15 protein-coding genes are annotated in these 23,588 nt (G+C 65.0%); 11 read left to right on the top strand and 4 right to left on the bottom strand.

Translation table 11 applies throughout. The features are described 5' to 3' along the window. Nucleotides 1-476: 476 nt before the first annotated feature. From ABWK72_RS09065 to ABWK72_RS09075, 3 genes are all read left to right on the top strand, one after another. Nucleotides 477-1,028 (top strand): sigma-70 family RNA polymerase sigma factor, encoded by a 552-nt coding sequence (locus tag ABWK72_RS09065; protein WP_367874465.1) that lies wholly within the window; start codon nucleotides 477-479, stop codon nucleotides 1,026-1,028. Next, entirely contained in the window at nucleotides 1,025-2,572 is a 1,548-nt protein-coding gene (locus ABWK72_RS09070; protein WP_367874466.1) for a LamG domain-containing protein, read from the top strand. Before ABWK72_RS09065 ends, ABWK72_RS09070 begins: the two co-directional genes overlap by 4 nt. Nucleotides 2,573-2,993: 421 nt before the next feature. Further along, nucleotides 2,994-3,497: a hypothetical protein gene (locus tag ABWK72_RS09075; protein WP_367874467.1), complete on the top strand. Its 504-nt coding sequence runs from the start codon at nucleotides 2,994-2,996 to the stop codon at nucleotides 3,495-3,497. 47 nt (nucleotides 3,498-3,544) lie between these two features. Here ABWK72_RS09075 and ABWK72_RS09080 read toward each other — a convergent pair whose 3' ends face one another. After that, the gene (locus ABWK72_RS09080) at nucleotides 3,545-4,708 is read right to left on the bottom strand and encodes a GntR family transcriptional regulator (protein WP_367874468.1); all 1,164 of its coding nucleotides are present in this window, start codon (nucleotides 4,706-4,708) and stop codon (nucleotides 3,545-3,547) included. A 394-nt stretch (nucleotides 4,709-5,102) separates the two neighbouring features. Here ABWK72_RS09080 and ABWK72_RS09085 point away from each other — a divergent pair, with 394 nt between their 5' ends. Then, a complete protein-coding gene (locus tag ABWK72_RS09085; protein ID WP_367874469.1) occupies nucleotides 5,103-6,059 on the top strand; it encodes a PfkB family carbohydrate kinase in 957 nt (318 codons plus the stop codon). A gap of 51 nt (nucleotides 6,060-6,110) precedes the next feature. After that, nucleotides 6,111-7,430 carry a sugar porter family MFS transporter gene (locus ABWK72_RS09090; protein ID WP_367874470.1) on the top strand — a complete coding sequence of 440 codons (1,320 nt, stop codon included), beginning with the start codon at nucleotides 6,111-6,113 and terminating at the stop codon, nucleotides 7,428-7,430. Between the two features lie 21 nt (nucleotides 7,431-7,451). On the opposite strand, the gene ABWK72_RS09095 is transcribed toward ABWK72_RS09090, so the two are convergent. The 3 genes from ABWK72_RS09095 to ABWK72_RS09105 are packed head-to-tail and all read right to left on the bottom strand — an operon-like array spanning nucleotide 7,452 to nucleotide 10,400. Beyond that, complete coding sequence (locus ABWK72_RS09095) at nucleotides 7,452-9,110, bottom strand: hypothetical protein (RefSeq protein ID WP_367874471.1); 1,659 nt, start codon at nucleotides 9,108-9,110, stop codon at nucleotides 7,452-7,454. 4 nt (nucleotides 9,111-9,114) lie between these two features. Further along, a complete protein-coding gene (locus ABWK72_RS09100; protein WP_367874472.1) occupies nucleotides 9,115-10,017 on the bottom strand; it encodes an ABC transporter ATP-binding protein in 903 nt (300 codons plus the stop codon). Further along, entirely contained in the window at nucleotides 10,014-10,400 is a 387-nt protein-coding gene (locus ABWK72_RS09105; RefSeq protein ID WP_367874473.1) for a GntR family transcriptional regulator, read from the bottom strand. Before ABWK72_RS09105 ends, ABWK72_RS09100 begins: the two co-directional genes overlap by 4 nt. A gap of 742 nt (nucleotides 10,401-11,142) precedes the next feature. On the opposite strand from ABWK72_RS09105, the gene ABWK72_RS09110 reads away from it, so the two are divergent. The 6 genes from ABWK72_RS09110 to ABWK72_RS09135 all read left to right on the top strand — a co-directional run bounded on the left by ABWK72_RS09110 (nucleotide 11,143) and on the right by ABWK72_RS09135 (nucleotide 23,588). Then, nucleotides 11,143-14,715 carry a LamG-like jellyroll fold domain-containing protein gene (locus ABWK72_RS09110; RefSeq protein ID WP_367874474.1) on the top strand — a complete coding sequence of 1,191 codons (3,573 nt, stop codon included), beginning with the start codon at nucleotides 11,143-11,145 and terminating at the stop codon, nucleotides 14,713-14,715. A 34-nt stretch (nucleotides 14,716-14,749) separates the two neighbouring features. Continuing rightward, nucleotides 14,750-16,672, top strand: a complete 1,923-nt coding sequence (locus ABWK72_RS09115) for a hypothetical protein (protein WP_367874476.1) — start codon at nucleotides 14,750-14,752, stop codon at nucleotides 16,670-16,672. After that, nucleotides 16,663-18,141: a hypothetical protein gene (locus tag ABWK72_RS09120; protein ID WP_367874477.1), complete on the top strand. Its 1,479-nt coding sequence runs from the start codon at nucleotides 16,663-16,665 to the stop codon at nucleotides 18,139-18,141. The genes ABWK72_RS09115 and ABWK72_RS09120 overlap by 10 nt, the downstream gene beginning before the upstream one ends. 51 nt (nucleotides 18,142-18,192) lie before the next feature. Continuing rightward, nucleotides 18,193-18,882 carry a hypothetical protein gene (locus ABWK72_RS09125; protein WP_367874478.1) on the top strand — a complete coding sequence of 230 codons (690 nt, stop codon included), beginning with the start codon at nucleotides 18,193-18,195 and terminating at the stop codon, nucleotides 18,880-18,882. Between the two features lie 24 nt (nucleotides 18,883-18,906). Further along, entirely contained in the window at nucleotides 18,907-20,769 is a 1,863-nt protein-coding gene (locus ABWK72_RS09130; RefSeq protein WP_367874479.1) for a sulfatase-like hydrolase/transferase, read from the top strand. Between the two features lie 251 nt (nucleotides 20,770-21,020). Continuing rightward, complete coding sequence (locus ABWK72_RS09135) at nucleotides 21,021-23,588, top strand: PSD1 and planctomycete cytochrome C domain-containing protein (protein WP_367874480.1); 2,568 nt, start codon at nucleotides 21,021-21,023, stop codon at nucleotides 23,586-23,588.

The following is a 23,588-nucleotide window of genomic DNA, read 5'->3' on the forward strand; positions in this document are numbered from 1 at the left end:
CCACCCGCATCACCCTCCTCCCAAGAACCCGGCGTCTCCACCCACGGACGGCTCTACTGCTGGGAGCGCGGAGCCACCGGCCCGCAGAATGGTCCCCTTCGGCTGTTACCTCACAAGCTCCCGTCGGACTCCCAACTTCCGCTCCTCTGCCTTCCCTTCAAAATTCGACGTTCGTGGGTTCACCGCCTCATGTGCCAGAGCTTCCCACGTAACACATCTTTTGCCGATGCTGCCGCACCTTCAGGGGAGTACCTTATGGGGGTACCCTTAATGGGAGTACCTTTGTGCCCCGTTTTGGGGGACGGGGGGTGTCCCGTTCGGGGCACCACCCCCTGTCCCGTTCCGGGGGGCGGGGGGTGCCCCGTTTCGGGGGACACGGGAACTCCGGTAGAAGCGGCGCGGCTGGCCGGACACCGCGGGGTCGGTGAAGATTTTTGTGATATTCCAGTGAACTGGCGACATCATGGAGAGGACCCATGGACTCTGACGATCGCATCGCTTGGGAAAGGAGCTGCCAAGGCGACCTCGACGCCTTCAGCGGAATCGTGCGCCGCCACCAGGGCTGGCTGCGCGCCTACCTGCGGGCCCGCATGGCGGACTGGAGCGAGGCGGACGACCTGGCGCAGGAGGCCTTCCTGACGGCGTATCGGAAGATCCACCAGTTCACCGGCGAGGGCGAGTTGGAGCCGTGGCTCAAGACGATTGCGAAGAACCACCTGCGCAATCACGTGCGCAAGCGCCGCGACGAGTGCGTGGGCGGCAGCGAGGAGCTGGGCCGCCTGATGGACAGCGAGCAAGGCGGCATCCCCATCTCCGGTCATTCGCTCGATGCGCTGGCGGATTGCCTGCGGCGGGTCGAGGGGCCCTCGCGGACCCTTTTGAACGAACGCTACGTGGAGGGCAAAAGCGTGCGCGACCTGGCCGCGGAGAGCGGGCGGGGCTACTCGGCACTGACGATGCAGCTCCACCGGCTGCGCGAGGTGCTGGCGGACTGTGTGCGGAAGAAAATCGAAATCGCGGAAGGATGAAGGAGGACGACGAGATCCTGGCCCGCATTCTGGCGGGTGATGGCAGCGAGGAGGAGATCCGGCGCTTGCTGGACGATCCCGCAGCGGCGGAGCGGCTGGCCGATCTGGCGGCGATCGATGCGATGCTAGGGATCGCCGCGGAGGACGAGTTCACGCGCGAGCGTGGTGTGAACGAGACGATGAAATTCCTGCGCGCACAGGAGCAGGAGAGCTTCGTGGGCGGGGTGAGGCAGCGCTTGCAGACGCGGCAGAATTGGATGCGCGGGATCGGCGCGGGGGCAGCGGCTGCGGTGGCACTCTTCGCGAGCAATTGGTTGTTCTTCAAGTCGACGCCGGTGGCAACGGTGCTGCGGGCGGAGACGGTGACTTGGGAAGTAGGACGCGACTTGAGTGAAGGCGAAGGCGTGAGAGCCGGGGCGAGGATCCACTTCAGCTCTGGCATCCTGGAGATGCGCGGGGCGAAGGGAAGTACGATGATTGTCGAAGGTCCGGCGGATATTCAGGTGCTGTCCGCAGGTGAAGCGCGACTGAACCAAGGGAGGATGGTGGTTCATACCTCGGCGAAGGACGGGCACTACACGGTTTCGACGGCGAGGGGCTCCGTGCGCTCGGACGAGGACTACGCGCTCTCCGTGAACAAGGGCTCCGATCTGGAGCTGGTGGCGATGGGCGCGGACGTCTCCTTGCAATCCGCGGATCGCGGCAAGAGCACGGCGGTGAAGAAGGGCGACACGCTGTTGCTGGGCGAGAATGCGACCGAGCGCCAGGATGCGTCCTTTTACACGGCGCTGCCACCGCGCTCGGAAAGCCCCGCGCCGTATGTGCACTGGGCGATGGACGAGGGCAGCGGCACCCTTTCCGCGGCGGATTCGCGCGGCATGCCGGAGGGTCCGATGGACTTGAAGCTGCTGGCAGATGCGGGAGGTGGTGGTCCCGCGTGGGGTGAGGGCCGCATCAAGGGCGGGCTCGATTTCGACGGGAAGTCGGCCTTCGCGGAGAGCGGATTCCCGGGGATCGAGGGCGGCGATCCACGCACGGTCTGTTTCTGGGTGAAGGCACCGGCGGATCTCTCGACCAAGGAGGGCTTCGCGATCGTTTCCTGGGGCCGCTTCGATAGCTACAATGCGGGCGGGGTGTGGCAGGTCTCGCTGAATCCGCTGGAGGAGGAAGGCTTGGTCGGGCGGGTCCGGGTGGGCACGCATCTGGGTCACCTGGTCGGCAGCACCGACCTGCGCGACGGGAAGTGGCACCATGTGGCGGTGGTGCTTTTCGGCGGCTCGAGCCCGGACATCGGGACACATGTGATCGCCTATGTGGACGGGCGGATGGAGGAAATCACGCGGCGCACACTGCGACCGATCAAGACGGATGTGAATGCGAACCACGGGGTGTGGATCGGGAGGAACATCACGGATCGGCCGGGGTCGCCTTCGATTGCCCACGGGCGTTTCTTCCGGGGCGGGGTGGATGAGGTGTATATCTTCGGAGGGGCGCTTTCGCCCAAGGAGATCCGGGGGGTGATGGAGAGGAATGAGGTGAGGTAGGGAAAGAAGCCGCGAAGATGCCGGGGTTTTAAGGCGAACGAAACGCGAGGCGCGGGGGAAAGGCAGAGTGCCGAGTGATCAGTGATCAGTGATCAGGAAAGGGGGGAGGAAAACATCGAACATCGACCGTCCAACATCGAACGTCCAAGTTTGAAGGGAAGGCGGGGGCGGAGCTTGGCGGTTTGGCAGCATTGGTGAGCTAACAGATGTTGGGGACCGTTCTGCGGGCCGGAGGCTCCGCGCTCCCAGTGGGAGAGCTGTCCGCGCGGGTCGTGCCGCTAGCGTTGGCGATCTGCAATCCACAGGGAGCAGCATGCGCTATCAAATGATACGAGGACACCGCTAGTGCTTGTACCAGAGGCATCAGGGCGGTGGCATGGAGCTTGCGAAAACGGAAGCAAGCAACCTAACCACGCGAATCATGAAACCTGAAGCATTGACCCCGGACGAAGAGCGCGAGATCGACGACATCACGGATACGACCATCGATCACCCGGTGGGCACCGGCATCGGTGCGACCAGCGGAGCCTTGGCGGGGGCTGCCGCGGGAATGGCAGGCGGGCCGGTGGGCATGACGATTGGCGCGGTCGTCGGCGCGGTGGCGGGCGGCGCGCTGGGACACCAGACGGCGGCGACGATCAGTCCAACGGATGAGGAGCGCTATTGGAGCGAGCATCACACCGAGCAGGGCTTCGCCGCGGAGGAGGATTTCACTTATGAGGACTACTCGCCCGCGTATCGCTTGGGGTATGAGGGGCCGAACCGCTACAATTCGAGCTTCGAGGCGGCGGAGAATGCGATGCGGACCGATTGGGAGGAGAAGAAGGGGGACTCGCGGTTGGATTGGCCGCGGGCGCGGCAAGCAGCGAGAGCGGGATGGGAGCGGGTGTCCGGGGCTGCGGGAGCGATTCCGCCGCCGATTTAAGGGGTGTCTCCGATAGACGGGCGGACTGAAGTCCGCCCTCCCGGGGGCTATTGCTTCCAGAGGTTCTCGCTGCTCACTTCGGTGGGGCGCGGGAGGTAGGCGCCGCAGGAATCGCGGATGACGAGGCGCGGGGTGAGGGTGAGCTGGCAGGCGGGCAGCGTGGGATCGGAGAGGCGATCCATCATGGCGCGGAAGGCGGTGAGGGCGATGTCGCGGCAGGGCTGCTGGACGGTGGTGAGGGGGGGCGAGACGAGGGTGGCGAACTTCACGTCATCGAAGCCGACGACGCGGACGTCTTCCGGGACGCGGACGCGGGCCTGGTGAAGCTCGCGCATGAGCATGGCGGCGGTGTGGTCGTTTGCGCAGACGTACGCATCGGCGCGAGCGGGGCCGGTGAGGTTGCGGACGAACTTCTTGTCCTCGAACTCGCCGATGTGGATCCAGTTCGGTTCCGGGCGGACGTTCCAACGGGCGAGGGCTTCGCGGACACCGGCCAGGCGCGCTTCGACGGTGGGGGCGGAATGCGGGCGGGCGACGAAGTGGATGCGCTGGCAGCCGAGCTTGAGCAGGTGCTCGGCGAGCATGTGGCCGCCGGCGAAGTTATCGATGCCGACGAGGTTGAAGTCACTGCGGTTCGGAAAGGGCACGAGGTCGCGATCGAGGAGGACCACCGGGATGCCGGCTTCGCGAAGCATGACGGCCATCTCGCGGTTGGCGGCTTCCTTTTCCTTCACCAATTCGTGCGGGGCGAAGAAGACGCCGGCGACGCGGCGGTCGATGAACTGGCCGCAGAGCTGCTCGGTCTGCTTGAGGCTGAGTTCGGGATCGAGGCGGGGCTGATCGGAGCCGCCCCAGACGAGGCCGTAGTCGTGCATGCGGGCGAGGCTGGCGATCTCGCCGCAGATGAGCTGGAAGATCTCGGTATTGCCGAGGCCGGAGACGAGGAGGGCGAGGAGCTTGCTGGTGGCGGCGCCGCTCTTCACGCCCTGGCGGACGAAGGAGCCGGAGCCGGCGCGGCGCTCCAGCAGGCCTTCGTCGGCGAGGACGCGGAGGGCGCGGGCGACGGTGGGCCGGGAGACGCCGAAGCGACGGACCAATTGGGCCTCGCTGGGCATGCGGCCCTCCGCGCCGTAGCGGCCGGAGAGGATTTCCTCGCGAAGCTGGCGGGCGATCTCCGGGAAGCGAGTGACGGAGCTTGACGGGGTTTCCATGGGTTTAATCGATGACAGGACGGTGAGTGCGGGCCGTCAATGAGTTTGCAGGTCGGCGGGTATTTCGTCATTGGCAGGACGGAATACTTGTCATTACGGGAAAAGGGGTTTCCGGGCGGACACGAGGGCAGCCAACGGAAACTGCATTTGCCCGTCCGTCGGTTGGCACCATTGGGGCGGCAATCTCCACTCCATCATGGTGATATCGCCAGCCGTCGGGGTGGCTTCTGCCGGGCGGTGCCACGGCGCTCCCAGTGGGGCCGCCCGTCGCTGGCAGCATTTCGGGGGGGTGACAGGTGAGCCGACCTGTCATGCCAGGAAGCTAGCGGCGAACCCGATCCCGCATTTCAAATGCGGGGCCTTCTCACGACTTCTCCTCAAAAGCGACTTCTTCATGCCGGACCTTCGTCACTCGGATAAACCCCACGGACCTGTATCGGGCCGACCGCTCGTAGTCGGCATCGGTGAATTTCTGTGGGATCTGTTTCCCGGCGGGGCCGCGATGGGCGGTGCGCCCGCGAATTTCACCTGCCATGCAGCGGCGCTGGGCGCGGATGCCCGGCTGGTCAGCCGCGTGGGCAATGATGCGGAGGGCGAGCGCCTGCTTCATAGCTTGGAATCCCACGGAGTGAATCGTGGCGCGGTATCGATTGATCCGGTGCGTCCGACCGGATCGGTGAGCGTGGAAGTCATGGCCGACGGCCAGCCGCATTTCACGATTCATCCGGATGTGGCCTGGGATCACCTGGTGGCCGATGCGGCGGGGCGCGAGGCTTTCGCGGCGGCGGACGCGGTGTGTTTCGGCACGCTGGCGCAGCGTTCGGCGGCTTCGGCGGGAGCGATCCGCGAGCTGTTAGATTGTGCCGGGCCGGGGACGCTGCGGATTTTCGACGTGAATTTGCGCGGCACTTTCTTCACGACCGAGATGCTGCTGGGCTCGCTGGAGCTGGCGGACGTGGTGAAGCTGAATGACGGGGAGCTGGCGAAGATCGTGGATATCCTCGGGATCGGCGGTGCGGTGAAGCAGCAACTGGCCTCCCTGGCGGAGCGCTACCAGCTGCGTTTGATTGCCTGCACGCTCGGGGCGGAGGGCAGCATCCTCCACGATGGCGCGGCATGGGCGGAGCACTCCGGCTGCACGGTGGAACTGCGCGACACGGTGGGCGCGGGCGATTCCTTCCTGGCAGCGACCACGCTCGGACTGCTGGGCGGCTGGCCGCTGGATGCGATCTCGGAGGTGGCCAACGAGGTCGCCGCGTATGTGTGCAGTTGCCATGGTGCCACTCCTGCCCTGCCGGAATATCTCCGCGCGCGCTTCCGTAAAGATTTACCGCTCCCTGCGAGCGCGTGACGCGGCTACCCTCCGCGGCCAGTAGTTTTCAGTTCTCGTAAAAACCCATCCATGAACAAGGTCACCCTTTGGTCGATCATCTCCTCGCTTGCCGGATTTCTCTTCGGCTTCGACACGGTGGTCATATCCGGCGCAGAGCAAACCATCCAGAAGCTGTGGAATCTCAGCGAGGGGATGCACGGCTTCGCGATCGCCTCGGCACTCTACGGGACCGTGCTCGGTTCCTTCTTCGGGGGCTGGCCGACCGAGCGCTTCGGGCGCAAGAAGACGCTGTTCTGGATCGGGGCGATTTATCTGGTCTCGGCGTTGGGCTCGGCATTCGCGCCGGACGTGATGACCTTCACGATCGCACGCTTCCTGGGCGGGATCGGGATCGGCGTTTCGACGGTGGTGGCGCCGATGTATATCTCGGAGATCGCGCCGCCGGAGAAGCGCGGACGGCTGGCGGGGATGTTCCAATTCAACATCGTTTTCGGGATCCTGATGGCCTTCCTCTCCAATGCGCTGCTGGGCAAGATCGGCGAGGATGCGTGGCGCTGGATGCTGGGAGTGGTGGCGGTGCCCTCCGCGATCTACATGGTGATGAGCCTGCTGCTGCCGGAGAGCCCGCGCTGGCTGATCAGCCGCCGGCAGGACCGCAGCGGGGCGATCGCGGTGCTGAAGCAGATGACTCCCGATGCCTCGCCGGCGGAGATCGAGGCGACGGCGGACAGCATCGCGAGCCATTCGACGGCGGGTCACGCCAAGGGAGCCTTCTGGTCGGCACGGCTGAAGGTGCCGATCCTGCTGGCCTTCCTGATCGCGTTCTTCAACCAGCTCTCCGGGATCAATGCGATCCTCTACTTCGCGCCGCGGATCTTCGAGATGACGGGGCTGGGGAAAGAGGCGGCTTTGTTGCAATCGGTGGGGATCGGGGTGACGAACCTGGTGTTTACCTTCGTGGGCTTGTGGCTGATCGACCGGCTGGGACGGCGGACGCTGCTTTATATCGGGTCATTCGGATATATCGCGTCGCTGGGGATGGTGGCGTGGGCCTTCTTCTCCGGAAACTACTCGATCGTGCCGGTGTGCATCTTCGCGTTCATCGCGGCGCATGCGATTGGTCAGGGCGCGGTGATTTGGGTGTTCATCGCGGAGATCTTCCCGAACGAGCACCGCGGCACGGGTCAATCGCTGGGGAGCTTCACGCACTGGATCTTCGCGGCGCTGCTGACGACCTTCTTCCCGAAGATGGTGGACAGGTTTCACCCGGGTTGGGTGTTCGCGTTCTTCGCGGGGATGATGGTGCTGCAACTGGTCTGGGTGCGCTTCATGATGCCGGAGACGAAGGGCGTGCCGCTGGAAGAGCTGGAGGGGAAGCTGCTGAGGTAGGGTGGCCGCGGGCTCCCGCTGTCACGGCGGCGGCATGGTGATCGTGCGGTAGTCCTCATCGATCTTGGGCAGAAAGAGGTAGAGGCGCGCGCCGTTCATCATTTCGTTGCGCTTCGTCTCTTCCAGATCCCCGGACGGGCTTACGACAAAGGACCACTCGTAATAGCCGCCAAGCAGGATCCTCGCGCCGGGTTGCGGTGACAAGGTATCGAGCGCGAAGGCATGTTTTCCCGAGGCGTCTACCATCACGACCTTCAGGGCATCATCAAGATCGTGAAACCCGCGGTAGGCGGGGCCGAACCACGGCCCGTCCGTCTCACTGAGGCTTTCGTTATACATCTTGAAGGTGACAACCTGTTTGAGCCCGTTCTGCGACAAAGGGATCACCTTCAAAGTTCCTCCGTCTTTCATCCGAAACGATCCGCCTTCCGTCAGGCTGCAATCTCCCAGGGAGGCCCAGCGGGTGATCCTGGCGACAGCAGTCTTCCATGGCCGCATCATCAACTGCCCGGCGCGATCGTCCCTATAGGTGAAATTGCCGTGGCCGGATGCTCCGGTATAGCTCACTTCGCGGCCAGGTTTCGAAATGGCCAAGGTGGCGTCCAAAGACCTCCCCCGGCTCCAATATCCGAAGCTCCCGGTGGCAGGAATTCTGGTACGGAGATGTTCCCAGACCCCCTGCTCGCCCCATACGATGCGACCGTCGAGCTTGCGGATGGTGACAGGACGTACCATCCGGGTTGACCATGGAACGTCGCCTGTCGACTCTCGCGTTTCCCAGACCGGAACAAGCGTGTGCCCGCGGTTTTTGGAATCGAGGTCCACTGTCAGGTATTCCAGGCTCGCAAACTCGCCTTCGGCCAGCCCCTTCACCTCGAACAATTCGGAAAGCGGGAGCCACTGTCCGCTGTCCTCAGGGATAGTTTTACGGACAAGCTGCAGGCCTGGATTCGGATTGGCTGCCCCTCCCCTGGGATCGAGCTGAGAAGGAGGTACCGGGACGAAGTAACCGTAAACGAAGAGCCAAGGAAGTAAGGCTCCGGTGGCCGCACCGAAGACCAAGCCGAGCACCTTGCGACGCCGGACAGCGACCAGCCACCAGATCAGAGGATAGAGGCCGGCAGCAGTGAGGACTATTGTCCGAACAGCAGGAAAATAGACTTCGTTCCAGCCCCATCTTTCACCATCGAGTCCTCCAGTAGCCCAGCGGACCCAGTAGATGCAGAGCAGCGGTAGGAAAACGACCGCCGTCCATGCGAAGAGACGCCAATGTTGGCGCGCGGAGGCGACGCTGGAAATGATCCCCACGAGGGAGATGAGAGCAAGAACCGGGAGGGTGACCGCAGCGGCACCATAGGTCATCGCGCGCCAGCCGAAGCCGTAGCGCAGGCAGTGCACCAGGACGATCAGGACGAAGCCGCCGATCATGAGCAGGTGGATTCCCAGAACGCTCCGGAAGGCCGCCCCATCGCCGGGCGGGAGGCTGCGGTGGAAGGCGTGGTCATCGAAGGGCGGAGCACCGCGCACGGCGCTCCAGGTGAAGATTCCGAGCGCAAGCATGAGGCCCCCCAAGGAGTAGCCTGCGGCGGCGTAGGCACTCTCCTCCGGCCAGAACATGACGACGGCGAAGGCGACGACGAGCAGGATCGCCAGGAAGCGGGTGAGCGGCGAATGGGGCATGGCTTCAGGAGTTTTTGGTGCGGTAGCTGCGGGCGAGGGCGACGAAGATCTCGCGCAGGGTCATGCGGCGGACCTCGAGGCGGCGGCTGGCGGGAAAGACATGCGAGAGCACGGTGGCGCTACGGGATTCATCGTAGTTCGAATCGCTGAAGAGGATGGTGCGGCCGGCGACCTGGGGATTCAGCCAGGTCTCGGGAACGGCGGGGGGCAGGACCGGCTCGCTATCGAACCACAGCTCGACGCTGCGGAAGCGCTCGCGCAGGGTGTCGACGTCTTCCTGGAGATCGACGCGGCCGGAGTCGATGATCGCAACGCGGTCGGCGAAGCGGTCGACCTCCTCGATATCATGGGAGGAGATCCAGACGGTCCAGCCCTCGGCCTCGGTTAGCTCGAGGAGGCCTAACAGGAACTCGTCGCGCACCAGCGCGTCGAGGCCGGAGAAGGGCTCGTCGAGAACCACGAGCTGGGGGCGGTAGGCAAGGGCGGAGAGGAGGGCGGCCTTCATGCGCTGGCCGCGGGACATCGAGCCGAGGCGAGTCTTGAGCGGTAGCTCGAAGAGGGCGGTCATTTTTTTCTCGAAATCGCGGTCCCAGTGCGCGCCATACATCGGGCGCAGGTAGTTCATCAGCTTCGGCACGGTCATCCAGCCGGGGAGCTGGCGGTTCTCCGAGACGTAGCCGATGCGCTGCCACTGCGGGCGGGCGAGTTGGCGGGCATCGGTGCCGAGGACGCTGACTTCGCCGGAGTCGCGATCGACCAGGTTCATGGCGCACTTGATGGTGGTGGTCTTGCCCGCGCCATTCGGGCCGAGGAAGGCGGTGACCTTGCCCTGCGGCACTTCGAGATCGACGCCGCGCAGGGCATCGTGGCGGCCGAAACGTTTATGGAGATCGCGGATAGTGATCATGGCGGAGGCGGGTTGGGAGTTTCCATGCGGCGCAGCAGCGCCTCGAAGTCGTCGACGCTCAGGTGGAGGGCGCGGGCTTCGTCCATGAAGCGACGGGCGGCCGGCTCTAACAGGGCGAGGCGCTCGCCCACATCCGGCAGGTGGGGGGCTTGGATGACCATGCCGATGCCCGGGCGGCTGGCGAGGAAGCCGAGCTCCCGGAGCTGCGAGACCACCTTGTTGGCGGTGGTCGGCGAGATCTTGAGCTGCTGCGCCAGGGCGCGGGTGGAGGGGAAGAGTTCGCCCTCCTTCAGGTCACCGCTGGCGAGCGCATGGTGCGCCGCCCGGACGATCTGATCCGAGACCGGCTCACCCTCGCGAAGATGGAATACGAACGGCAACATTAGGCGAGACAGGTGATACAGCTCATCTGTATCACTTCAAGAGATTTTTCTCCCAATTTGATTCACGCCCTACATCGCAGGTAGGCATTCGAGAATGGGTTTCATCCCTCGGGGTCCAAGCCGACCTCCGATAAGCAGCCTCCATCAAGCGTTGCACCGCAGCAAAGGTGACGGGAATGCCATCTTCAGATTTTCTGAACTTTCCTCTTGATCTCCCACCTACTAGTGGGCATTAGTCCCGCCGTCAGCCGCAACCCGGATCTGCAAGGCAGCACCGGCGAGCATTTCGAGCCACCCCGCGCAGGGGAGCAAGTTGGCAAAAGAGCCGCGAGGAACGGGACAAACCCATTACCCCCGCGAGGAATTAAAACCGCTTCCCTGCACATGTCGCTCCACCACTTCTTCACCAAGCCACCCGCCGCCGCGACCTCGTGTCGATGCGCAGGCCTGGCGGCTAGCGCGCCCCGCAAGTCATCGCACGAGATCATCCTCTGCGAATGCCTCCGGGCTCCGCTCTCGCTGCTTTCCGGTGGTTAAACGGATGGTCTCGCGGTCTCTCCCGGCGTCTTGGGTTTCGCCGGAAGACTGCATGAGAAAGCCACGGCGGACGCGGGATTCTTGGGTTTTTCCCGAGTCCGCCGTGGTAACCCGGCCCTCCGTTTGAGCCGCCTGACTCCCGCTTCGGGAGTTTTTTGACCGCTGCCCCGCAAGGGACCTTTTTACTCGAATTCGATACCTTACCATGTTGCTCCACAAACTTCATTTGATCACCCCGGCCTTGGCCACGCGCCGCTCGCTCACGGGGGTCTTGCAGACCGGTTCGCCCACCGACGCGCTGCTCCGCGCCCACCGCAGCGATGCCGGGCGCCGCCGCCGCTCGTCCTACTATGTTTCCCGTTTTGCCGCGGCTGCGGCGGTGCTGTCCTCCCTGACAAGCGGGGCGGTGCTGGTTGAACTGGATCCTCAAGACGCGCTTTATGACAGCGATGAGAAGGGCATCGTGGACGATGGCGGCACGGCGGGCAGCAAGTCGGGCATCCCCGCCTTGGCCGATCCGCAGCACGTGCTGGGCGCGACCTTCAACATCTCCTTCACCCCGGTGGCGGCCGACCTCGACCGCGCTGCTGCGACTCCAACCGCGGCGCGGACGGTGCTGCTGATCGAGATCGGCGGGAGCTCCAACGGCCTCGGCCTCTATCTGATCGACGGCGTGCCGACGCTGCTCTCCAAGCAAGGCTCGAACGACGTGACGGTGCCGGGATCGCTGAACGATACCACGCAGCCGGCGATCGCGGTGCAGAGCCCGATTGGCAAGCTGAACGCGGGCACCACCTATTCGTTCTCCGCTTCCTGGGATCATGTTAACACCGTCGAACTGGTCGTGAAACCGGACGGCGGAAGCCCGGCGACCTCGCGTCATGTGATTTCGGGCAACCCCGGGAACTGGTCGGGCAACGACACATTGTCCGTCGGCAAGATCAGCACCACCTCGGTGGGCGGGCTGGCGGGCGGCAATGCGGGGAGCAATCTCGGGGCTCCCTTCGACCTGGACCTCACCAAGAATTTCACGGGGACGATCGTGCGGGCGTTGTTCTGGAATGCCAACGGCGTCACGCCGCCGATTCCTACGCCACCCGCCGTACTTGGCTTCGAGGTGACGACGCTGCCTACGACCAACCAGATCCGCCTGCACTGGCGCGTGACCGAGGGTGGAGCACCCTCCCCCACCAGCATCGTGATCAAGGCCGGAGAGACCGGGATCTACACGCCTACGGGATTGGAGGGCTTCCAGGATCTTCCCGCGAGCGCGGCGACTTCTTTCACGCTCAGTGCGACCAACGGCAATGGCGTGACGGACAAGAGCATCACGCTGGCGGCGGAGTCGCCTTTCACGGCCGCAGTCCGCGCGGATGCGCCGGTGGCCTGGTATCGTTTCAATGATGCTGCGGGCTCGCAGTTGATCGCGGACTCAGCGGAGGGCGTGACGCCCCACAACGGACGAACTTTCGGCCAATCGCCGAGCGGCAGCGCGGGCTTCCTGGATGGAGCGGCGCTTTTCGACGGTGGCAGCGGCGTCACCACCCCGTCGGCTCTCGATCCCGGCACGCTGGATTCCGGCTTCACGATCGAAGCGATCGTGAGGCGGGATCCCGGCGTGGTGGGAGGGAATCCGGTGATCCTGGGGCAACGCGGGAGCACCGGGCGAATTCAACTGGCCTCCAGCGCGGACGGCAAGATCCTGACCGATCTCGGCGGCGGCACGACGAAAGTGGCGGACGGCAAGCTGAACGACAACGCGTGGGCCCACCTGGTGGTGGTGGTGGACAAGCAGCACACGGAGATCCGCTGGTATCTGGACGGCGTCCAGATCGGGACGAGCGCGGACGGCGTGAATCCGGACGGCAGCACCTTCGATCCGAACTTCGTGTTGGAAGCAGCGACCGACGATTGGATCATCGGCGTCGGCAAGGCGCTCGCGGGGAATTTCTGGAAGGGCCACATCGACGAGCTCGCAGTCTATCGCAGCGTGCTCGACGATCCGAACGGTGACGAAGACAAGGCGGACTCGCGCCTCCCGGCGCACCGCGATGCCTGGTGGGACGAAACCGCCGGGCTGCTCGACTTCAGCGCCTCGAAGACCACGGCCAGCGCCGGGGATCCGGTGGAACTGACGGTGAGGGTGGGTGCGGACATCACCTCGGTGGACATCAACCAAGGGGTGGGATCGCTTCCGCCGCAAAACGGTACTTCCACGATCACGGTGAATCCGGAGGTGACCACGACCTATGAGGTCACGGCAAGCGGTCCCGGTGGCAGCACGACGCGCAGCATCACGGTGACGGCGCTGCAATACCAGGCTCCGATTTCCAAGGGCTTCCAAGTGACGAAGCTCGGCACGCCGGGTCTGGTGCGCCTGCACTGGAAGGTTTCCCAAGGTGAGGCTCCGAATCCGACGACGCTCGCCGTCAGCGCGGGCGGGACGGAGATCTATGTGCCGACCACCCTGCAAGGCTTCGCCGATGTGGAAGCGGGTGCTGCGACGAGCTTCACGCTCACTGCGGTGAATAGCACCGGCACGACGGAGGTGACGGACACGCTTGATGCCGAGGGGCCCTTCGCCGCCGCGGTGCGGGCCGATGCCCCGGTCGCCTGGTTCCGCTTCAACGAGATCGAAGGCTCGGAACTCTTCGCCGACTCCGCCGACAATGCCGTGCCGCACAATGGCACCCGCAACGGATCTCCGATCAGCGGCGTGACGGGTGTGGTGGATGGCGCGATCACCCTGAACGCGAACGGCGCGGTGGTTAGCGACCTGATCCTGAACCCCGGCCAGCTTGATCCGGGCTTCACGATTGAAAGCGTGGTGCGCCGCGATCCGACCATCGGTGGCACCAACCGTGCCATTGTCAGCCAAGGCGACCTTGAAGGCACCGGCCGCGTGCTGCTCTCGGTATCGGATGCCGACGGCACCGCCCGCACCTATCTCGGCCAAGGCGTGCGCAAGGATGCGGATGGCAAGCTGGCCGAAGAAGTCTGGGCGCACCTGGTGGTGGTGGTGGATGCGCTACACACGGAGATCCGCTGGTATCTCGATGGCCAACTTGTCGGCACGACCAAGGATGGCCAGAATCCCGATGGTAGCAGCTTCGATCCGGAGTTCGTCCTCGAAGCTTCGGCGGGCGTCTGGAATATCGGCGCGCAGAAGACCCTGACTGCCGACCGCTGGCGCGGCGAGATCGACGATGTGGTGATCTACAACACCCTGCTCGACGATCCGGACGCGAATGGCGAAACGGACGATTCCAGGATTCCGGCGCACCGTGGGGCGTGGTGGAACGAGACTTCCGGAGTGATCCAGGTGAGCAGCAGCGCGGCGACGATCGCGCCCGGCGGCTCAACCGATCTCACGATCAAGGTCGGCCCGGACATCACCTCGGTGAGCATCGACAATGGCATCGGCGAGGTGACGCTGGTCGGTGGCAATGGTGTGGAGACGCTGTCGCCGACGGTGACCACGACCTACGTCATCACCTTCAGCGGACCGGGCGGAACCTTCACGCAGACCATCACGATCAACGTCGCAGCGGTGCCGCTTAAGGTGCTCTCCTCGGTGGTCCAAGGGGGAAATCTGGTGGTGAACTTCAGCGGCGCGGCATCGACGAGCTATGCAGTCAAGGGATCGGAGACCCTCGAAGGCGGCTTCACCGAAGCCATCAGCACCGTGACCACGGATGCGCTGGGAGCGGGCACCGCGACGATCGCAATCACCCCAGGCGTCACGCGCAAGTTCGTGCGGATCGAGGACCAGCCGTGATCCCGGGCCGACCGCTTCCCTTCCCATCAAAGCCATGACCACCCCTTCGATCCAAAAAGCACCGCGAGGCTTCGCCCTTGTCGTGGCCCTGTCCCTGGTGGTCCTGCTGGTGATACTCGCCGTCGGCCTGCTTTCGCTCTCTGTAGTGAGCCTGCGGACCACAACCCGCGAGGCGGCTGCGCAGAAGGCGCGGGCGAATGCGCGGCTGGCGCTGCAGATGGCGATCGGCCGTTTACAATCCTTGGCCGGGCCCGACCAGCGCGTGACCGCTTCATCGAACAAGCCGAAGGCCCGCCCGCATCTGACAGGTGTGTGGGAAGGCTGGAAGTGGGATGGGGAGGGCAGCGCGCCGGATTGGCAGAAGGAAAAGGCCGACCGCTTCAAGGGCTGGCTCAGCTCCACTGCGAAGCAGAGCGATGCCGAGGAGGAGGGCTTCGCCGAGGGCGAGCTCCCCGGCGAGCCGATCAAGTTGGTCGGTGCCTTCAAGGATGAGAAAGCGGTGGAAGCCGCGCGGGTGCCGGTCGGGGGCAGCGGGGAAGGCTTCGCTTGGACGGTCTTCGATGAATCGCAGAAGGCATCGGTCACGCAGGACACGAAGAAGAGCGAGACCTTCGCCGATGCCTACGACCGCGCCTCTGCGGCACCCGGGTATGGCTTTAGCGCCGTGCAGGCCGCGGACTGGTCGGTGCTGGCGGACGAGAAGACGGAGCATGCCAAGCTTCTCACGACGGGCCAGACGCTGCTCGCCGGCTTGAGGAAGGAGAGCGCGGGCTTCCACGATCTTACCAGTGGCAGCCGCGGGCTCCTGAGCAATGCGGCGGAAGGCGGGCTGGCGAGCGATCTCTCCCGGCTCTTCGACTCCCCCACCCTGCCTGCGGCGTTCTCATCACGCTTCCTTTACTCGGATGCGGATGCGCCGCTGGCAGGGATCCCGGCGCGCTTCAACGGGGCGAACCCGCTGCCGAGCCCGGACCCCGCGTGGAGCCTGCTGCAGTCGCACTACCGCTCCTACACGCGCCTGGGCAGCGGGAGTTCTCCGGTCTTTGATTCGGCGGTGACCTCGGTCACGGCACGGCCCACTGCTGCCACCGCGGGCAATCAACTCCTGCGCCACAAGGCATTCTCGGAGCAGCAGATCGCCCCGGTGGTCGCGAAGGCGCAGTTCGTCTTCAGCGTCGCCTTCGGCTACAACGGCGACACCCTGGCGAACATGCGGTCCAATGGCGCGGCCCGCACCAGCCCGCCGGAAGAGCGCGACGAATACATCACCTGGATCGTGATCGATCCGGTCATCACGCTGTGGAATCCCTACAATGTGCCGCTGCGCTTCAGCGGTGCGCGGGTCGAACTCTACCGCATCCCGCTGGCCTACCGCATCTACAAGAACGGCAAGCTGGTCAACGCGGAGTACACGAAGATCACCAATGCCCACACGCCCGAGGATTTCAAGACCCGCCAGGCGCGCTTCTACCGGCTGAACATCCTGCCGGAAGAGGGCTCCGATGCGCGAGTGCTGGCACCCGGCGAGCACGTGGTCTTCACCGCGCACAACCACAAGGTCCACGGCGGCCACGAATATAACCTGACCGGCGTGAACCTGCGCCCCGGCTTCCACCCGCCCGCCGGGAATGCCAGCGACCCCGAAGTCGGCGGCGTGACGACGCAGAACATCTTCGTCGACAACAACGGCGCGTCCTCCGGCGAGGACTATGGCAAGACCGTGCGAACCATCGCGGTGAAAGGCGGCGACCGGATCGGGCTCGAAGTGAAAGCGGAGCGCGCGGGTATCGATAACTTCAAGGAGACCGGCGGGAAGGAGATCACCGGCTTCATGAAATACTCCCTCGGCGGCGGGAACGTGACCCGGCTGTTAGGCGGGATCGAGCTGGACTACGGCGACCGCGAGGAGGAACTGCTCCCCCTTTTTCGCCGGATGAACTCCCGACCGTGGTGGTAGCCTCCGACATTCCGAAGGGCAGCACCGGCGGGCTCAATCCGGCGCGCCACGCGCTGCGCTTCAAGGAGCCCTTCCTGCTGGCGACCTTCCAGACCAAGACCGAGCGCGACTCGCGATTCCCCTCGCGCTCCTGGCTCAACAATTCCCCGACCAATCTCTATGCCAGCGAGGGCATCGACCAGACCGAGGACTTCGCGAACCACCAGTATGAATTCAAGTGGGAAGTGATGACCGATTGGCCGCCGAACAGCCCGACCATCGAGATCAGCAACACCGCGAACCGTGGCTACGGCGGACCCGGGATCTATGCGCAGAGCGGCGTGGAATTCGCCACCTACGCCAGTCTGCCGCTGGCACCGGCGCACTCGCTGGCGCAGCTCCGGCATGCGCCGCTGAATGCCGGCGGCCAGCTTCCGCTGAGCAGCCAGGTGGTGGCAAATTCCTTCGCGCCGCCGCTGCTGGGAGATGACCGGGTGCGCTCGAGCGCGGGGAACCGGGTTTACCTCGATCACTCCTACCTGGCGAACAACGCGCTCTTCGACCGCTGGTTCCTCTCGAGTGCCGCTACCCATCCTCCGCTGCCGGGCCAGCAGGAGCGGAAGGCGAAGGATCTGCTCAAGGATTTCTTCAGCGAAAGCAAGGTCCTGCCTAACAGGCGCTTCGCCGCCGTGCCGCCGACGGGCGATCCGGAGGAACTCGCAGACCGGCTGGTTTCCTCGAACGAGGGATACCGCGAGATCGCCGCGCACTTGTTGATCGATGGTCCTTTCAACGTGAACTCAACCAGCGTCGCGGCGTGGCAAGCAGTGCTGGCAGCGAATTTCGGCGAGGACGCGCCACGGCTTGAGGACGGCAATTTGAAGCTCGATGAAGGCGACGGCCTCGCCGTGCAGCGTCATTCGCCCGCGGTCGCCGGTGACTACGAGTCGGCGGGGAGCAATGCGGATCATGCGAAGTGGAATGGCTACCGGCGCTTGACCAAGCAGCAGATCGGGCGGCTTGCGGAGGAGATCGTGGAGGAGGTCAAGGAGCGCGGACCCTTCCAATCGCTGGCCGAGTTCGTCAATCGCCGCCCGGGTGATGGCGAGCATGCCAAGCAAGGAACGCTCGAAGCCGCGATCGCCCGCGCCGGCATCAATACCGCCGTGCTTGACCCGGCACACGACCTGCCCGGTGGCGGCAACACCGCCGATGGCGCACCCGGCGTGCTGAACCAAGCCGACCTGCTCACCCCGCTCGCGCCCTTCCTGCTTGCCCGCGGCGATACCTTCCGCATCCGCGCCTACGGCGAGGCGGGGGAAGGCAGGGACAAGGTCAAGGCCTGGTGCGAGGCGACGGTGCAGCGCGTGCCGGAGTTCATCGATCCCGCCGACAAGGCGGAGGCGGCTCCGGAGAGCCTCGTGAACCAGCGCTTCGGCAGGCGCATCGAAGTCATCTCCTTCCGTTGGCTCAAGGCCACGGAGATCTGAAATCTCAGATCTGAAATCTGAAATCTGAAATTCTCCAACACACACGAAACCATGAAGACACTGGCAGCAATCCTTGCCCTCGCGCTACCCGCCGCGGCAGCTCCTGAAATCCGCACGGTGGAGACTTCCTTCTACTGCTTCAAGTATGCGCCGGGCGCGGAGTCCATCCGGGTGTCGAATGGCGACAAGGCTGCGACCGTGAAGCTCTCGACGGCCAATATCACCGAGCCCCAGTCGCTCGCCGTCAGCGGTGAGGAAGCGGTGATCCAGCGGACCGATGGGCCGGCGGCCGCAGCCAAGGTGAAGATCCCCGCCGGTTTGAAGAAGGCATTGGTGGTGCTGCTGCCCGCAGCCGCGGGTAGCAGCGAGCCCTATCAGGCCTTCGCGATCGACTACGGCCGGGAGAACTTCCGCAAGGGCACCTATCGCCTGGTGAATGTATCGCGCCATGCGGTGCGCGGAGCGATCGGACGCAGCTTCGCGGAGGTGAAGTCGGGCGGCACCGGCGACATCGAACTTCAGGGCGATGAGGGCGCAACCCAGGGGGCGAAGTTCGAGTTCCATGAGAAGGGCAACTGGAACCGCCTGACCGAGACCCGTTGCGCGGTGCGCCGCGACCGGCGCTGGCTGGTGCTGGTGCACGAGGATCCCGTGACCAAACGCATGAACCTCCGCAGCATCCCCGACCGCGAATTCCGGCCGGCAGCCACCGCGATCGCGGCCACCGTGCCCGCCGAATAAATCCACACTCCAACACGATTCATCATGAAAACATCCTACGCATTCCTCGGGCTGCTCGCGGCCCTGGCCATTCCCGCCCATGCCGAGCGCAAGCCGAACATCCTGGTCATCGTCGCCGACGACCTCGGCTACGGCGAACTGACCGCCCAGGGCTTCAGCAAGGACATCCCGACGCCGCATATCGACAGCATCGCCAAAAACGGCGTGCGCTTCACCAATGGCTACGTCAGCGGCCCGTATTGCAGCCCGACCCGCGCCGGCCTGCTGACGGGACACTACCAGCAGCGCTTCGGTCACGAGTTCAATCCCGGTCAGGCGGTCACCACCGGCGAAAGCATCGGCCTCTCGCTCAAGGAGACGACCATCGGCGACCGCTTCAAGGCGGCGGGGTATGCGACCGGTTGGTTCGGCAAGTCGCACCTCGGCAATACGCCGGAGTATCATCCGCAGAAGCGCGGCTTCGATGAATTCTACGGCTTCCTCGGCGGCGCGCACAGCTACCTGAATCCCGGCCAGGGCCAGAACGGCATCCTGCACGGGACGGAGAACGTGAAGGACCCGGGCTATCTCACCGAGGCATTCGCCCGCGAGGCATCCTCCTTCATCGAGAGGAAGAAGGACCAGCAGTGGTTCGTCTATCTGCCCTTCAATGCGGTCCATGCGCCGCTGGAAACGCTGGAGAAGTACGAGAGCCGCTTTAGTTCGATCCAGGACCCGAAGCGCCGGAAGTTCGCCGGGCTGCTTTCCGCGCTGGATGACTCCGTCGGCAGCGTGCTGACCAAGGTGCGCGACCTCGGCCTGGAAGAAGACACGCTGATCTACTTCTTCAGTGACAACGGCGGGCCGACGCCTTCCATCACTTCCGGCAACGGCCCGCTCAAGGGCTACAAGTCGCAGACCTCGGAAGGCGGCATCCGGGTGCCATTCTTCGTGCAGTGGAAAGGCAAGATCCCGGCGGGCAAGACCGATGACCGCCCGGTGATCCAGCTCGACGTGCTGCCCACCAGCCTGGCCGCGGCAGGGGTGGAAGTGGATCCGGCATGGAAGCTCGATGGCGTGAACCTGCTTCCCTATCTCAAGGGCGAGAAGGCCGAAGCGCCGCACGATGCGCTCTTTTGGCGCTTCGGCGAGCAGCTCGCGGTGCGCAAGGGCGACTGGAAGCTGGTGAAGTCGGTAGCCGATGAGAACGCTCGCGGCGGAGCCGGCGAAAAGGCCAGCACCGCGGGCGCGAAGCTCTACAACCTGAAGGACGACATCGGAGAGAAGAACGACCTGGCCTCTGCCAACCCCGAGAAGGTGAAGGAACTCGCCGCACTCTGGGATGGCTGGAACGCTGGCTTGGTCGATCCGAAGTGGACGCCCAACGGTGGCCAGCGCCGTGGCGGACGTGGCAATGCGGCCAATGCTCCGCAAGCAAGCAACGCTTCGCAGACGGGACCGTGGAAATCGGGCGACACGCTTAGCGGCGAGGATTCCCCGGACATCGCGAGCAAGGGCTTCAGCATCGCGGCCGATCTTGAAGCCGGGGAGAAGCCCGAGGGCGTGATCGTCGCGCAGGGTGGGAACGCCCGCGGCTACGCGCTCCACATCGTGGATGGCAAGCTCGCCTTCTCGGTGCGCAATGGTGGCGCTCTCTCGACCGTGAGCTCGCCGGAACCGCTGACGGCGGGCGCGCACAAGATCGAGGCCACCCTTCAGGCCGATGGCAACGTGGTCCTGAAGGTGGACGGCGCTGCCGCTGGCGAAGGCAAGGTCAGCGGACTGATCGAGCGTCGTCCCGGCGAGGGCCTCACCATCGGCAATGACGGCGGCGCTGCCGTCGGCGAATACTCCGCGCCGCACGCCTTCAGCGGCAAGGTCACCCAGGTGACACTCAAGACTCTCTAGGACACGACACGGTGGCGTTGCGGGGAGAGGGCTCGGCTAGCCCTCTCCCCAAGCCCCGCCTGCTTGTTAGAGTTTTTCCTCCGTTGCGGGACGACTGCGTTGTTCCGGTTGGGGAGGCTTGCCCCGGGAGCGTGGACTTTAGTCCGTCCCAAGGCTCCTGCAAATCGAAGGACAACTGAATCCCGGCCATCGGGCGGACTAAAGTCCGCGCTCCCGGGCCTACCATCGCCCGCTCTTACCATTACCCGCTCATGTCTTCCCGTCTCATTCTCGGCCTTGCTTTCATCGGCATTGCCAAAGCCGCCCACGATCCGGCAGATCTCGAATTCTTCGAGAAAAAGGTCCGCCCGATCCTTAGCGAGCATTGCTACGGCTGCCACTCCGCCGACACCAAGGCCGCGGGCGACCTGCGCGTGGACGACTTGAACGGGCTGCTCGGCGGCGGCAACAACGGTCCGGCCGTGGTCCCGGGCGACCCCGACAAGAGCCTGCTGATCCAGCGTGTAATCCACACCCAGGAGCGGCTACTGATGCCAAAGGAAAGCGCGCCGCTCGCCGCCTCCCAGATCGACGACCTGCGGACCTGGATCGCGAAGGGCGCGGCCTGGCCGGAGGAGAAGATCCCCGAGGACCTCGGCAAGGTGAGCGCGAAGTACGAGAAACTCCGTAAGTCCCACTGGGCCTGGCAGCCTCTCTCGCGACCCGTGGTTCCCGAGGTCAAGGACAGCACCTGGCCACGCGGCGAGATCGATCGCTTCGTGCTCGCGAAGCTGGAGACGGAAAGCTTGCCACCCGTCGCCGATGCCGCTCCGGCCACGCTGCTGCGCCGCTTGAGCTTCGACCTCACGGGCCTGCCGCCGGCCCCGGAGAAGATCCGCGAATTCCTCGCCGATCCTTCCCCCCAGGCTTATGCCGCGGAGGTCGACCGCCTGCTGGCTTCGCGCGGCTTCGGCGAGCGCTGGGGCCGGCACTGGCTGGATATCGCGCGCTACGGCGAATCCACCGGGCCCTCGCGGAACATCCCCTACCCCCACGCCTGGAAGTATCGGGATTACGTGCTGGATGCGGTGGCCAAGGATGTGCCCTTCGACCGCTTCATCCGCGAGCAGATCGCCGGCGATCTCTTGCCCGCCGCCGACGATGCCAGCCGCGACCGCCAACTCACCGCCACCGGTTTCCTCGCGCTCGGCGTGAAGGACGTGAACCAGCGTTTCAAAGTCCGCTTCCAGATGGACAACGTGGACGAGAAAATCGACACGGTCACGCGCTCGGTCCTGGGCCTCACCGTGAGCTGCGCGCGCTGCCACGATCACAAGTTCGACCCGGTGCCGGTGACGGACTACTACGCGCTGGCGGGGATCTTCACCAGCACCACCGATGGAGCGGGCGTCCGCAACAAGATGGGCGGCGGCGGCTTGGACTACTATGATCCTAAGAATTTGATCCAGCTTTCGACCGAAGTGCCTCCCCCGCCCGCGGAGGAGGTCGCGGCGCTCGAAGCGAAGGTCGCGGAGACGAAGAAGGCTTGGGATGAAATTCGCGGCACGCCGGAAGGTTTGAAGCGCGCGGCGAACGGCCAGCCTACCCAGCGCCCCTTCCGCCTGCGCTTCGAGCGCGCCCAGGCCGACTTGCTCGCCCTCACCGATCCGGCGGCGCGCGGCTTCGCCGTCCACGGCGTGCGGGAGGCTCCGCAGATCGCCGATACGCAGGTCCGCATCCGCGGCGAGGCCGAGCGGCTGGGCCCTGCGGTGCCGCGCGGTTTCCTTAGCGCCTTCGAGGTGCCCGGCGCACCGCCGGTGAATCCCGAGCAGAGCGGAAGGCTGGAGCTTGCGGAATGGCTGACGAGCCCCGCGAATCCACTCACGCCACGGGTGGTCGTGAACCGCGCGTGGCTGCATCTCTTCGGTCGCGGGATCGTTAGCACGGTGGATAACTTCGGCGTGACCGGCGATGCCCCATCGCATCCGGAACTTCTCGATCACCTCGCGCAGCGCTTCATCGATGAAGGCTGGTCGACGAAGAAGCTGGTCCGGGAGATCGTCCTAAGCCGCAGCTACCAACTCGGGGCCGCCAGCCCGGATGAACACCTGCTCAAGGATCCGGAAAACCGCCTCGTATGGCGGCACTCTCCGCGGCGCATGGCCACCGAGGAAATCCGCGATGCGATCCTGGCCGCCGATAGCCGCTTGTTAGATGCACCCGCAGCCGACCCTGCGGTCAAAAAGCTGCGAATGGTCGAGATGCGCGATAACGGGCAGGAGGCGAAGGGCGTGCAAGACCAAGCCGACCGCGAGCTGGCCCGCAGCATCTACCTTCCCCTGCTGCGCGGCCTGGTGCCGAAGTCGCTCGAGGCCTTCGATCCGGTCTCGCAGACCCTCGTCACCGGCCAGCGGGAGGCCACCACCGTGCCGGGACAGGCGCTGTTCTTCCTGAACTCCGGCTTCGTCCGGCGCGAGGCGCTGAGCTTCGCCACGGCGACTCACGCAGCGCCAGGAAGCATGGAGGACAAGATCGCCGCGCTCTTCCTGAGCATCCTCGGCCGCGATGCGGGATCATCCGATATCGCGCGTGCGAAGGACTTCCTGATCGAAGCCGCCGCTACCTGGCATGCGCCCGAGTCCGAAGTGAAGGCAGGTCCGGAACTCGCCCTGGTCTCCACCGAGGGAACCACCAACGACGCCGCCAATCCCGACGACATGCCGCGCAACGACCTGACCGCCGTGGATACCACCATCGAGCCCGGCGATCCCGCCACCGCCGCATGGATGAGCCTGATCCAGGCCCTCTACTCCTCCGCCGAATTCCGATTCATCCGCTAA

Origin of the sequence: Luteolibacter sp. Populi (genome assembly GCF_040801775.1) — a bacterium.
Taxonomy (GTDB): Bacteria; Verrucomicrobiota; Verrucomicrobiia; order Verrucomicrobiales; family Akkermansiaceae; genus Haloferula.